The organism is Pseudomonas sp. AP3_22 TE3818, assembly GCF_053628995.1.
This window is the reverse complement of record NZ_JBRJHL010000001.1, coordinates 5,417,076-5,429,465: the sequence shown is the minus strand read 5'-3', so window position 1 is coordinate 5,429,465 and position 12,390 is coordinate 5,417,076. Positions and strand designations below refer to the sequence as shown.

Genomic DNA, 12,390 nt, shown 5'->3' with positions numbered 1-12,390 from the left:
TTCCTTGAGAATTCGAATGCCGAGGATGCTGCCCTCGTTCGATGAAAATGCACTGCATAGTTATGTCTCTTTGTCCGCGGAATGGGTGTAGAGACAAGGCCATCTGCGTCCATCCGCTGCGCTGCCCTTACTGTTTCGCAATCGCAGGTGTATCGTATTCGCCTTTTGCGGGCTCCAGGGGCCCGTCCGATTCGCGAGGTGGTTGGTTAATGTCCTTTTCCCGTCGACAAATACTCGGTGGTCTGGCCGGTCTTGTGGTGGTTGGCGTGGGAGCGGGTGGTGCGTCACGCTACTGGCTGGGCAAGATGGCCGACGCGGATGCCGGTCACGACTACGAGTTGATCGCCGCGCCGTTGGACGTGGAATTGGTGGCCGGGCACAAGACCCAGGCCTGGGCCTTCGGCCCGTCGGCGCCGGGCACCGAGTTGCGGGTGCGCCAGGGTGAATGGTTGCGGGTGCGCTTCATCAACCACCTGCCGGTGGCGACCACCATTCACTGGCACGGCATCCGCCTGCCGCTGGAAATGGACGGCGTACCCTACGTCTCGCAATTGCCGGTGCTGCCGGGCGAGTATTTCGACTACAAATTCCGTGTACCGGATGCCGGCAGCTACTGGTATCACCCGCATGTGAACAGCAGCGAAGAACTCGGCCGTGGCCTGGTCGGCCCGCTGATCATCGAGGAGCGCGAACCCACCGGTTTCAAGTACGAAAAGACCCTGAGCCTGAAGAGCTGGCATGTCGACGAGGTCGGCAATTTCGTCGAGTTCAGCATTCCCCGGGAAGCGGCCCGTGGCGGCACGGCGGGGCGCCTGGCGACCATCAACGGTGTGTCGCAGGCGGTGATCGACTTGCCGGCGGGGCAGATCACCCGGGTGCGCATTCTCAACCTCGACAACACCCTGACCTATCGCCTGAACATTCCCGGCGTCGAAGCGCAGATCTACGCGCTGGACGGCAACCCCATCGAACCGCGCCCGCTGGGCAAGGAATACTGGCTCGGCCCCGGCATGCGTATTTGCCTGGCGATCAAGGCGCCGCCGGCCGGTGAAGAATTGTCCTTGCGCAACGGCCCGGTGCGCCTGGGTACCTTGCGTTCAGTGGCCAATACCGACGCACCCAGCGAATGGCCGCCGGCACTGCCGGCCAACCCGATTGCCGAGCCGGACCTGGCCAATGCCGAGAAACTCAACTTCAATTTCGAATGGGTCGGCTCGGTGTCGGTCAACGTCGACAACGGCAAGCCGCCGAGCCTGTGGCAGATCAACGGCAAGGCCTGGGACATCACCGACAAGACCTGCGCCGACCGCCCGATTGCCAAGCTGGAAAAGGGCAAGAGCTACATTTTCGAATTGAAGAACATGACCCAGTATCAGCACCCGATTCACCTGCACGGCATGAGCTTCAAGGTCATCGCCTCGAACCGGCACAAGGTGATTCCGTACTTCACCGACACGTATCTGCTGGGCAAGAACGAGCGCGCGCAAGTGGCGTTGGTGGCGGATAATCCCGGGGTCTGGATGTTCCACTGCCATGTGATCGATCACATGGAAACCGGCCTGATGGCCGCCATCGAGGTGGCGTGATGCGTCAGATTCGTCCCGCCGCTATCATCGACCGCAGCCGTGATCGCGAATTCATGCGTGAAGCCCTGGCCCTGGCCGCCCAAGGTGCGGCCCTGGGCGAAGTGCCGGTGGGCGCGGTGCTGGTGCAGGACGGTGAAATCATCGGGCGTGGCTTCAATTGCCCGATCAGTACCAGCGATCCCAGTGCCCACGCCGAGATGGTCGCGATTCGCGCCGCCGCCGAGGCTGTCAGCAACTATCGCCTGCCCGGCAGCACGCTGTATGTGACGCTGGAGCCGTGCAGCATGTGCGCCGGGCTGATCGTGCATTCGCGGATCACGCGGGTGGTGTATGGCGCGCTGGAGCCGAAGGCGGGGATTGTGCAGAGCCAGGGGCAGTTCTTTACCCAGGGCTTTTTGAATCACCGGGTGTTGCATGAGGGTGGGGTGTTGGCGCAGGAGTGCGGGGCGGTGTTGAGCGAGTTCTTCAAGGCCCGGCGTGCAAAGCCCGCCCTCTGAACCACGCCACCATTCCCTGTGGGAGCTGGCTTGCCAGCGATGGCGTCGGTACATCAAACATTGATGTCGACTGAACCACCGCTATCGCTGGCAAGCCAGCTCCCACAGGTTTTTGCAGTGTCTGGGAGAGATCGGTTACTTTTTCGCGACGATCACCGCCCGCATCGGCGCCGGCAGCCCTTCAATCGTCTTGCTGTGATCCTCGGGATCCAGAAAATCGCTTAGCGACTGATACTTCATCCACTCGGTGCCACGCTGTTCCTCGACGGTGGTCGTGCTCACATCCACGCACCTCACATCGCTGAACCCAGCACGTCGCAGCCACAACTCCAGCGCCGGCACCGACGGCAGGAACCATACGTTGCGCATCTGCGCGTAGCGGTCTTCCGGCACCAGCACCTGGTGTTTATCGCCTTCGACCACCAGCGTTTCCAGCACCAGCTCGCCGCCCTTGACCAGGCAGTCCTTCAGCGCCAGCAAATGCTCGATGGGCGAGCGGCGGTGGTAGAACACACCCATGGAAAACACCGTGTCGAAGCCTTCGAGGTTCGGCGGCAGGTCTTCGAACGGGAAGGGCAGGTGCCAGGCGTTCGGCTCGGACAAGTAGCGCTGCACCGCCTGGAACTGGCAGAAGAACAGCCAGTTCGGGTCGACACCGATCACGCTGTCGGCACCGGCGCCGAGCATGCGCCACATGTAGTAGCCGTTGCCGCAGCCGACATCGAGGATGCGCTTGCCCGCCAGGTCCAGATGCGGGGCGACCCGCGACCACTTCCAGTCCGAGCGCCATTCGGTGTCGACGTGCACACCGAACAGGTCGAACGGCCCCTTGCGCCACGGCGACAGGCCCATCAACGCGGAACGCATTTGCGCGCGGGTATCCTCGTCGCAATCGGTGTCCAGCTTCAGGCCGTTGAGCAAATCGACTTCGCTCGGCTGGATCTTTGGCAGGGCGTCCAGCGCGCTTTGCCAGCGCTCCAGGTCGCCATGGCCCTTTTCCATTTTCTTGTCGAGTTGTGCCTGCAGGGTGTTGGCCCATTCGGCCAGCGGCGTGCCGGCCAGACGGCGGGCGAGGGGAGACAGATCAATCATGGCAGGGCAATCAACGAGGCAAAGTTAAGACACTGGAACCACGGCACGACTTTCGAGAACCCGGCGGCCAACAGGCGTTCGCGGTGTTCTTCGAGGCTGTCGGGCTTCATGACGTTTTCGATGGCGCTGCGCTTCTGGGCGATTTCCAGCTCGCTGTAGCCGTTGGCGCGTTTGAAGGCGATGTGCAGGTCGGTGAGCAACGCGTGTTCCTGCTCGTCTTCGAAGCGCAGTTTTTCCGAGAGGATCAGGGCACCGCCGGGCAACAGCGACTGACGGATACGTGTCAAAAGTGCGGTGCGTTGGTCCGGAGCGATGAATTGCAGGGTGAAGTTCAACGCCACCACCGAAGCCGGCTGGAACTCCAGCGCCAGGATGTCGCCCTCGATCACCTCGACCGGCAGTAACTCCTGGAACATCGAGTCCTGGCCATTGAGGTATTCGCGGCAGCGCTCGACCATGGCGGCGGAGTTATCCACAGCGATGACGCGGCAACCGTCGGTGCGCACATGCCGGCGCAGGGCCTGGGTCACGGCACCCAGCGACGAGCCCAGGTCGTAGAGCACGCTGCCTGGTTGGGCGAACTGCGCGGCGAGCACGCCGAGGTTTTCGACGATGGTCGGATAGCCCGGCACCGAGCGCTTGATCATGTCCGGGAACACCCGCACCACGTCCTCGTTAAAGGCGAAGTCAGGCACCTGGGCCAAAGGCTGGGCGAAAAGGCGATCGGGTTCTTTGCTCACGGCGGTTCCAGCGGTATCGGTGAAAAGGCCGGCATTTTAGCCAAGTTGGCGCGGGGATGCGCGGGTTGTCTGATAAAGCGGCGCAGTCATCGACCCACAATGTCCTTTGTAGGAGCCCGGCTTGCCGGCGATGGCGTCATGAAGGGCGCTATCGCCGGCAAGCCGGCTCCTACAGGTTCAGCGCTGTTTCTGATCGAACGCCGATGCCGTGATACCCCACTGCCCCAGCCAATAGCTGAGGATGATCACGTAAGGCGCCGCATCGAACGGCACCACAAAACGGCTGATGCCAATCACACTGTCCGAAAACACAAAGGCCACCGCACCACCGGCAGCCAGCAAGGCCGAACGCTTGGGCACATCACTGCCAAGCCGCGCCAGCGCGCGCCAGAGCATGGCGCTGATCGCCAGGCCGTAGACGATCACCGGAACCAGGAGTGGCCCCAGTCCATGAGAAATCAGGATCCCCAACAGCACCGCACCAACGCCGAGGGCGAAGATCAGGGGTAAAAGAGCCAGACGCCGGCAATCGCTCAAGTAGGCTTTCAGATACGCCAGGTGGGCGACCAGAAATGCGCCGAGGCCGAACACGAACAAGTCCCCCGGCAAGGCCAGCAACACGTCGCCGATCAAGGAGAAAATCAGGCCCAGGCTGATCCAGCGCCGATATTCGCCGGGTGGTGCGTCGTGCAGCCAGCCGAGCAAGGCCAGCACCGGCAACGGCTTGACCAGCAGGCACAGCATGGAGGCATGCACGCTCAGGCCATAAAGAAAGGTCACCGCGCCCATCAGCGCCAGAATCAGCCAGCCCACGGTCAGTTAACCGAGATCGCGCAGTCGAACGAGTCCACCGGCAGCACTTCCGGGGCCCACGGCTGTTGCGAGGTCAGGCGCAGACGTCCCGTGCCGGTCGCAAAAGCCTGGAAGCGCCAGGTGGAAACCCCGGCCGAACCAACGATGCCGGCATCTTCCGGATTTCGATACACCTCTGGCCCCAAGGCGTGCAGTACGCCGCCGGCCGAATCCTGGATCGCCCAGCGATAACCCGTGGTCGGATTGCTCGGCAGGGTCAGGATCAGGTTTTGCCCGTTGGTGAGTTTCACCGGGCATTCGCTCTGTTTTTCCACGGTCACGTTGTGTGCAGGTTGCGTGGCGCATGCGGCCAGCAAGGCGAGGGCGAGGGGGACAAACAGGCGAATGGAGGACATAGGGTCGGGGGCTCCGGCGTTCACGACGAACGGCGAGCATAACTGAAGATGAGACAAAGTGTGACAGTCAGCCTGGACGGTGGTGTCAGGACTGACGCTTTCGCGGGCAAGCCCGCTCCCACAGGGATTGAGGGTGCACACAAGTTTTGTGACCGACTCAATTTCCTGTGGGAGCGGGCTTGCCCGCGAAGACGGCAGTACAGGCGCTACAGGAACATCAGAAAAGCACCTTCGCCACATCCGCAAAGCGTTTGGCAAAGTGCACGGTAATCCCCTCCTTCAGGTACTCCGGCAGTTCCTCGAAATTACCCCGGTTGGCTTCCGGCAGGATCAACTCGAAAATCTTCTGCCGCCGCGCTGCAATCACCTTCTCGCGCACCCCGCCAATCGGCAGCACATGCCCGGTCAATGTCAGCTCACCGGTCATGGCCACGCCTTTTTTCGGTGGCTGGTTGCGTGCCAGCGACAGCAGGGCGCTGGCCATGGTCACGCCGGCGCTCGGGCCGTCCTTTGGCGTGGCGCCTTCCGGCACGTGCAGGTGGACGAAGGCTTCGTCGAAGAACTTCGGATCGCCGCCATAGGACTTCAGGTGCGAACTGACGTAGCTGTAGGCGATCTCCGCCGACTCTTTCATCACGTCACCCAGTTGCCCGGTGAGCTTGAACCCACGGTTGAGGGTGTGGATGCGCGTGGCTTCGATCGGCAGGGTCGCGCCGCCCATGCTGGTCCAGGCCAGGCCGGTGATCACGCCGACCCCCGCCAGCACCTGCTCGTTGCGGAACACCGGTTTGCCGAGCGACGCTTCGAGATCTTTCGGGCCGAGCTTGATCACCGCTTTCGGATCGTCGAGCAGTTTCATCACCGCTTTGCGCACCAGTTTGCCGAGGTTTTTTTCCAGCTGGCGCACGCCGGCTTCACGGGCATAGCCGTCGACCAGCGCCTTGAGCGCGCTGTCGCTGATGCTCAGGCTGCCCTTGGACACGCCGGCTTTCTCAAGCTGCTTGGGCCACAGGTGACGCTTGGCGATGGCGACTTTTTCTTCGGTGATGTAGCCCGACAGGCGAATCACTTCCATGCGGTCGAGCAACGGGCCGGGGATCGAGTCCAGGGTGTTGGCGGTGCACACGAACAGCACTTTCGACAGGTCCATCCGCAGGTCCAGATAGTGGTCGAGGAATTCAACGTTCTGCTCCGGATCGAGGGTTTCCAGCAAGGCCGAAGCCGGGTCGCCCTGGTAGCTCTGGCCCATCTTGTCGATCTCGTCGAGCATGATCACCGGGTTCATCACTTCGACGTCTTTGAGCGCCTGCACCAGTTTGCCCGGCTGCGCGCCGATATAGGTGCGGCGATGGCCCTTGATCTCGGCTTCATCGCGCATGCCACCAAGGCTGAAGCGATAGAACGGCCGGCCCAGGGATTCGGCGATGGATTTGCCGACGCTGGTCTTGCCCACGCCCGGCGGGCCGACCAGCAATACGATGGAGCCGCTGATTTCGCCTTTATAGGCACCAACGGCGAGGAATTCGAGGATGCGGTCCTTGATGTCGTCGAGGCCGGCGTGGTGTTTGTCCAGCACCTTGCGCGCGTGCTTGAGGTCGAGTTTATCCTCGCCGTACACGCCCCACGGCACCGAGGTCGCCCAGTCGATGTAATTGCGGGTGACCGCATACTCCGGCGAGCCGGTCTCGAGGATCGACAGCTTGTTCATTTCCTCTTCGAGGCGTTTCTGCACCTGCGCCGGCAGGACTTTGCCCACCAGCCGCTGCTCGAACTGTTCGAGGTCGGCGCTGCGGTCGTCTTTGGTCAGGCCCAGCTCCTGCTGGATGACCTTGAGTTGCTCCTTGAGGAAGAACTCGCGCTGATGTTCACCGATCTTGCGGTTAACTTCGGCGGAAATCTCTTTTTGCAGGCGCGCGACCTCGACCTCCTTGCGCAGCATCGGCAGGACTTTTTCCATGCGCTTGAGCATCGGCACGCAGTCGAGCACTTCCTGCAGCTCACTGCCGGTGGCCGAGGTGAGTGCGGCGGCGAAGTCGGTCAGCGGCGACGGGTCGTTGGGGCTGAAGCGGTTGAGGTAGTTCTTCAACTCTTCGCTGTACAGCGGGTTGAGCGGCAGCAGTTCCTTGATCGCATTGATCAGCGCCATGCCGTAGGCCTTGACCTCGTCGGTCGGCTCGGTGGGCTGGTGCGGGTATTCGACTTCCACCAGGTACGGCGGGCGATGGTGCTTGAGCCAGGTTTTCAGACGCACACGGGTCAGGCCCTGGGCGACGAATTGCAGTTTGCCGTTTTCGCGGCTGGCGTGGTGCACCTTGACCAGGGTGCCGTAGAGCGGCAGGGCCGAGGTGTCGAAGTGGCGCGGATCTTCCTGGGGCGTGTCCATGTAGAACAGGGCCAGGGAGTGGTGTTCGGACTTGGCCACCAGGTCGAGGGTCTCGGCCCACGGCTCTTCGTTGACGATGACCGGCAGGACCTGGGCCGGGAAGAAGGGCCGGTTGTGGATCGGGATGATGTAGACCTTGTCCGGCAGGTTCTGGCCGGGCAGGGCCAGGCCTTTGCCGGGTTTATGCTGTGGAGCGCTTTGCGGATCGGCGTATTCGCTCGGGTCTTCGGGGAATTCTTGCTGGTCGCTCATGGGGGCACCTGCACAATGGGTATGGGTCTTAGATGGGGCAGGTTGGCGGTGGTTTCAACGGTCATTTTCTGCAACGCCGTGTTTCGAAGGCGTGTTCAGCGCAGAGACAGGTTAGCTGGATTTCGGCTGGCGGCCGGGTTGTCCGGGCTGCAACGTGCTTTTGTAGGAGCTGGCTTGCCAGCGATGGCGATCTGAAAGCGTACATCGTTGTTGAATGTCAGACCGTCATCGCCGGCAAGCCGGCTCCTACAGTGGGTATTCGCGCGACTACAAAAAAGGCGATGCCTGTGAGGGCGTCGCCTTTGTTTTGACTGCCGCTGAAACTTACTCGGACAGTTTGTACGCAATCACATAGTCACCCATTTTGGTGCCCAGTGAGCCGTGGCCACCGACGACCAACAGCACGTACTGCTTGCCGTCCTTGCCGGTGTAGGTCATCGGCGTAGCCTGACCGCCAGCCGGCAGGCGCGATTTCCAAAGCTCCTTGCCGGTGTTGACGTCATAGGCGCGCAGGTATTGATCCAGCGTGCCGCTGAGGAAGCCGACACCGCCAGCGGTGACCATCGAACCGCCCATGCTTGGCACGCCGAGTGTCAGGCCGATAGGCAATGGCGAACTGTCGCGGCTGGTGCCGTTCTTGCGTTTCCACACGACTTTGCCTGTGGTCAGGTCGATGCCGGCCACGTAGCCCCAGGCCGGCGCCTGGCACGGTACGCCGAACGGCGACATGAACGGGTGCATGATCACCGCATAAGGTGCGCCGGTGTTCGGTTGCACGCCCGCGGTTTCGCTTTCACGTTTGCTGCCGGCTGCGACTTCGGCGCGAGGCACCATTTTCGAGACGAAGGCCATGTAGTTCGGGCTGGTGAACAGCATCTGGCGAACCGGGTCGACCGAAACGCCGCCCCAGTTGAAGACACCGACGTTACCCGGATAGATCAGGCTGCCCTGTTCCGACGGCGGGGTGTACTGGCCTTCGTAACGCAACTCCTTGAACTGGATGCGGCACAGCATCTGGTCGAACGGGCTGGCACCCCACATGGCTTTTTCGGTCAGTTCCGGGGCCAGCAGGTTCAGGTCCGAACGGGCCTGGGTCGGTGCGGTGTGGTCGCCTTTCACGGCGCCTTGCGGAGCCGGAATTTCCTTGATCGGGATGATCGGCGTGCCGTCACGACGGTCGAGTACGTACAGGCTGCCCTGCTTGGTCGGTTGGATCACGGCCGGCTTGATGCCGTCGGCGGTTTTCATGTCCAGCAGGGTCGGCTGGCTGCCGACGTCCATGTCCCACAGGTCATGGTGAGTGAACTGGTAGTTCCAGCGCACCTTGCCGGTGGCCAGGTCCAGTGCGACCAGGCCGGCACTGAACTTCTCGGCGCCCGGGGTGCGGTCTGCGCCCCACTGGTCAGGGGTCTGGTTGCCCAGTGGCAGGTAGACCATGCCGAGTTTTTCGTCGACGCTGGCCAGCGACCACATGTTGGCCGAGTTGCGGCTGTAGTGTTCGCCCTCTGGCAGCGGTTCGGTCGCGTCAGGATTGTTGCTGTCCCAGTTCCACACCAGATGACCGTCGTGTACGTCAAAGGCACGGATCACACCGGAGGGCTCGTTGGTCGACTCGTTGTCGGTGACGTGGCCGCCCATGATCACCAGGTCACGGGTGATCGCTGCCGGCGAGGTGGCGTAGTAGCCACCGGGGGTGAACGGGCCGATGCCTTGGGTGAGGTCAACCACGCCGTTTTTACCGAAACCTTCGCAGACCTTGCCGGTGTCGGCGTTGAGCGCGATCAGGCGTGCATCAGCGGTTGGCAGGTACAGGCGACGCGGGCAGGCCTGGGCGACGGCTTTGCCGGCTTCAGAGATGACGGCGGAGGCCGCGTTTTCAGACTGGGCGTAGGCCGCTTCGTCGTAGTACGACACGCCACGGCAGGTCATGTGGGCGAAGCCCTTGAAGCCCACCGGGCTCTTGATCTGCGGGTCGAAACGCCACAGTTCCTTGCCGGTGTCCGGGTCCAGCGCCAGCACCTTGCTATGGGCGGTGCAGGCATAGAGCATGCCGTTGGCCTTGAGCGGGGTGTTTTCGTTGGTCAGTTCCACCGGGTCATCGGCGGTGGGCAGATCGCCGGTCTGGATACGCCAGGCTTCTTGCAGCTTGCCGACATTGGCCGGGGTGATCTGCTTGAGCGGCGAGTAGCGGTCACCGAATTCGCTGCGGCCATAGGCCTGCCAGTCGCCTTCGGGCATCTGCGGTGCGGTGCTGGTCATGTCCGCGGTGTCGCGGCCCAGTTCGCCCAAGGTCTCACCCGGATGGGTGAACTGGCTGGCCACGGCGGCGGCACCGGCCAGGACCACGGCCACGCTCAAGGCGCCCGTGCCCACAGGGGCAGGGCCGTTGATCAGCAATGGACGACGGAACCATGGCAGCAGCATCACCACGCCGAGGGCGAACCACAGCGCCAGGCGCGGCACCAGTTGCCACCAGTCGAGGCCGACTTCCCACAGCGCCCAGACAGTACTGGCGAACAGCACCAGTGCGTACAGGCCCAGCGCCGCGCGGCGGGCGGCGATCAGCAACACGCCGCTCAAAGCGATGCCGATGCCGGCCAGCAGGTAGTACAGCGAGCCGCCGAGCATGCTCAGCTTGATCCCCCCGGCCAGCATGGCCAGGCCCATTAGCAGAAGCAGTATGCCGAGCAGGGTCGGCAACAGACGGCTTCGACCCAAGGCACTATCAGTGCTCATAGTGTGATTCTCCGTGACGTTTCATAGAGTCCTGCGCCAGTTCACTGTAGATGATGATCCGGCGCGGGCATGGTTCAGATAAAAGCTGTTGGGTTCACGCAATCCCTTGTGGGAGCGGGCTTGCTCGCGAAAGCGGTGGTTCAGGCAGCACAAATGTTGGCTGTAATGACGCCTTCGCGAGCAAGCCCGCTCCCACAGGGTTTTATGGTGTTGCTCAGAACGACGACTGGACCTTGATCCCGCCGATCAGCGCGTCGTCGACCTCGTTCACGCCGCCGGGATGGCGGATGTATTGCAGGTTCGGGCGCACGGTCAGCCAGTGGGTCACGTGCACGCCGTAATAGAGTTCGGCGCTGTATTCGGTGTCCTGGGGTGGCAGGTAAGACGGATTGTCGTAGTCGAAAACGACATTGGCCTGGTTGGTCGCCTCGGCGTTCTTGCGATAGGCCGGGTTGACGTGGACGCGGGCCATGGCAAAACCGATGTCGTCCCTGGATCGGGCGTCGAACAGACCTTTGTAGACGAGGCCGGCCTGGACGTAGTTGTCGATGGCATTGGTCTTCTTGTCGTGCATCGTGCCGTTGGCGAACAGGCTCAGGCCGCGGGAATGATCGCTGGCCAGGCTGGTGACTTGCTGCTGCAGGCCCAGCCACATGCCGTGTTTGCTCGAGGCGCTGCGGTAGGCTTCGCCACTCAGGGCGGCAGGCTGGCCGTTGCTGTCCTTGTAGACGTCGGTGGCGTTGGCGCTGCTGTAGTAGTAACCGGCGCGGTATTCACCCGGCAGGCCATTGAATTTCGGCGTCCACACCAGTTCCACCGGCAGGACCGCGCCCTGGGTGCCGCTGCCGCTGAGCTTGAAGCCGTTGTCGCGATCCAGGTTCGACGGGTTCTGCTCGTACGCGCCGACCTGTGCATAGAGCTCTGGCGTCAGGTGATATTTGACCCGCAGTGCCCACTGGCTGACCGGCCAGTTGTACCAGATGTCGCCCGCCCAGTTGCCGACCTGGGAGCCGCAGAACGCCAGGTTCTGGAAGTCGCAAGGGAAGCTGTTGAAGTCTTCGCCTTCGCCGAAACGGCCGACCTTGATGTCGAGTTTTTCGTCGAAGAACTTCTGCTGATACCACATCTGCGTCAGGCGCCAGGTCTGGCCGCGGCCCCAGACTTCCTGGGCCGAGGTGAAGCCGCCGACACGCGGGTCATTGATGCGGTCGTTGCTGATGTTGTTGCCGCTGCGTTCGGTGATGGTCAGCTGGAACTCGGCGTCGTCCCAGCCGAGGATTTTCTGCAAGTCCAGATGGGTGCCCAGGCCGAACTGGTCGCTGTAGCGGGCTGTGCGGTCGTGATCGTAGCCGCCGTGCAGGTTGCTGCCCATTTCACCGGTGTAATCGACTTTGAAGTCGTAGCCTTTTTCCGCAAGTTCGCTGCGGGTGCCATTCCAGTCGCCGAGCATCCATGGTGAATCGCTATCGAAGGCTGGAGCTGCCTGGACGCAGGAGGCCAGGCCCAGTGCGGTGAGGCCACCGAGCAGGGGTAGGATGTTTCGATGGGCAGCAGTTGTAAAGACAGCGCTGTCTCGCAAAGATTTAAAGTCAGGCATAGAGACGGAGTTCTTGATCTTTTTCTGGGGGATAAACGGAAAGCAGCAGGCGTGAAGCGAAAGCGGAAGCGTTTCAGCAGGCAGCGGGCGCAAGGATAATGATCTGTTACAAATAGAGAAAGGGCTTTTACTGACATGCAGCCTTTCGGATTCGGTAACAGTTGTAGGAGCGAGCTTGCTCGCGATGGTCGATAACGATAACGCGTTCATTCTGGGTTGACGCGTTTTCGTTCGAGTCCATCGCGAGCAAGCTCGCTCCTACAAGTTCACCTACATTTGATAGATCGCTTCCACCCGAC

Annotated in this window: 9 protein-coding genes; 2 read left to right on the top strand and 7 right to left on the bottom strand. The window is 62.1% G+C overall.

Going from position 1 to position 12,390, the window contains the following annotated elements:
• Positions 1-209: 209 nt before the first annotated feature.
• Positions 210-1,586, top strand: coding sequence for a multicopper oxidase family protein (locus tag AB7M25_RS24750; RefSeq protein WP_454238104.1), 1,377 nt, complete (start codon positions 210-212; stop codon positions 1,584-1,586).
• Positions 1,586-2,083, top strand: coding sequence for a tRNA adenosine(34) deaminase TadA (gene tadA / locus AB7M25_RS24745; RefSeq protein WP_429385665.1), 498 nt, complete (start codon positions 1,586-1,588; stop codon positions 2,081-2,083). Before AB7M25_RS24750 ends, tadA begins: the two co-directional genes overlap by 1 nt.
• A 135-nt stretch (positions 2,084-2,218) precedes the next feature.
• Here tadA and cmoB read toward each other — a convergent pair whose 3' ends face one another.
• From cmoB to AB7M25_RS24710, 7 genes are all read right to left on the bottom strand, one after another.
• Positions 2,219-3,175 carry a tRNA 5-methoxyuridine(34)/uridine 5-oxyacetic acid(34) synthase CmoB gene (gene cmoB / locus AB7M25_RS24740; RefSeq protein WP_454238103.1) on the bottom strand — a complete coding sequence of 319 codons (957 nt, stop codon included), beginning with the start codon at positions 3,173-3,175 and terminating at the stop codon, positions 2,219-2,221.
• Complete coding sequence (gene cmoA, locus AB7M25_RS24735; RefSeq protein WP_015093665.1) at positions 3,172-3,915, bottom strand: carboxy-S-adenosyl-L-methionine synthase CmoA; 744 nt, start codon at positions 3,913-3,915, stop codon at positions 3,172-3,174. The genes cmoB and cmoA overlap by 4 nt, the downstream gene beginning before the upstream one ends.
• A gap of 177 nt (positions 3,916-4,092) precedes the next feature.
• The gene (locus tag AB7M25_RS24730) at positions 4,093-4,728 is read right to left on the bottom strand and encodes a lysoplasmalogenase (RefSeq protein ID WP_454238102.1); all 636 of its coding nucleotides are present in this window, start codon (positions 4,726-4,728) and stop codon (positions 4,093-4,095) included.
• 2 nt (positions 4,729-4,730) lie between these two features.
• A complete protein-coding gene (locus tag AB7M25_RS24725; protein ID WP_429385673.1) occupies positions 4,731-5,123 on the bottom strand; it encodes a protease inhibitor I42 family protein in 393 nt (130 codons plus the stop codon).
• Positions 5,124-5,340: 217 nt separating this feature from the next.
• Complete coding sequence (lon, locus tag AB7M25_RS24720; protein WP_256358810.1) at positions 5,341-7,758, bottom strand: endopeptidase La; 2,418 nt, start codon at positions 7,756-7,758, stop codon at positions 5,341-5,343.
• A gap of 324 nt (positions 7,759-8,082) precedes the next feature.
• A complete protein-coding gene (locus tag AB7M25_RS24715; RefSeq protein ID WP_454238101.1) occupies positions 8,083-10,494 on the bottom strand; it encodes a glucose/quinate/shikimate family membrane-bound PQQ-dependent dehydrogenase in 2,412 nt (803 codons plus the stop codon).
• A gap of 214 nt (positions 10,495-10,708) precedes the next feature.
• Positions 10,709-12,091 (bottom strand): carbohydrate porin, encoded by a 1,383-nt coding sequence (locus tag AB7M25_RS24710; protein ID WP_454238100.1) that lies wholly within the window; start codon positions 12,089-12,091, stop codon positions 10,709-10,711.
• Positions 12,092-12,390: the final 299 nt, after the last annotated feature.

Coding starts and splice junctions, on each gene's coding strand:
- cmoB (WP_454238103.1), bottom strand. CDS start 3,175: ATGATTGATCTGTCTCCCCTCGCCCGCCGTCTGGCCGGCACGCCGCTG.
- tadA (WP_429385665.1), top strand. CDS start 1,586: ATGCGTCAGATTCGTCCCGCCGCTATCATCGACCGCAGCCGTGATCGC.
- AB7M25_RS24710 (WP_454238100.1), bottom strand. CDS start 12,091: ATGCCTGACTTTAAATCTTTGCGAGACAGCGCTGTCTTTACAACTGCT.
- AB7M25_RS24725 (WP_429385673.1), bottom strand. CDS start 5,123: ATGTCCTCCATTCGCCTGTTTGTCCCCCTCGCCCTCGCCTTGCTGGCC.
- AB7M25_RS24750 (WP_454238104.1), top strand. CDS start 210: ATGTCCTTTTCCCGTCGACAAATACTCGGTGGTCTGGCCGGTCTTGTG.
- AB7M25_RS24715 (WP_454238101.1), bottom strand. CDS start 10,494: ATGAGCACTGATAGTGCCTTGGGTCGAAGCCGTCTGTTGCCGACCCTG.
- lon (WP_256358810.1), bottom strand. CDS start 7,758: ATGAGCGACCAGCAAGAATTCCCCGAAGACCCGAGCGAATACGCCGAT.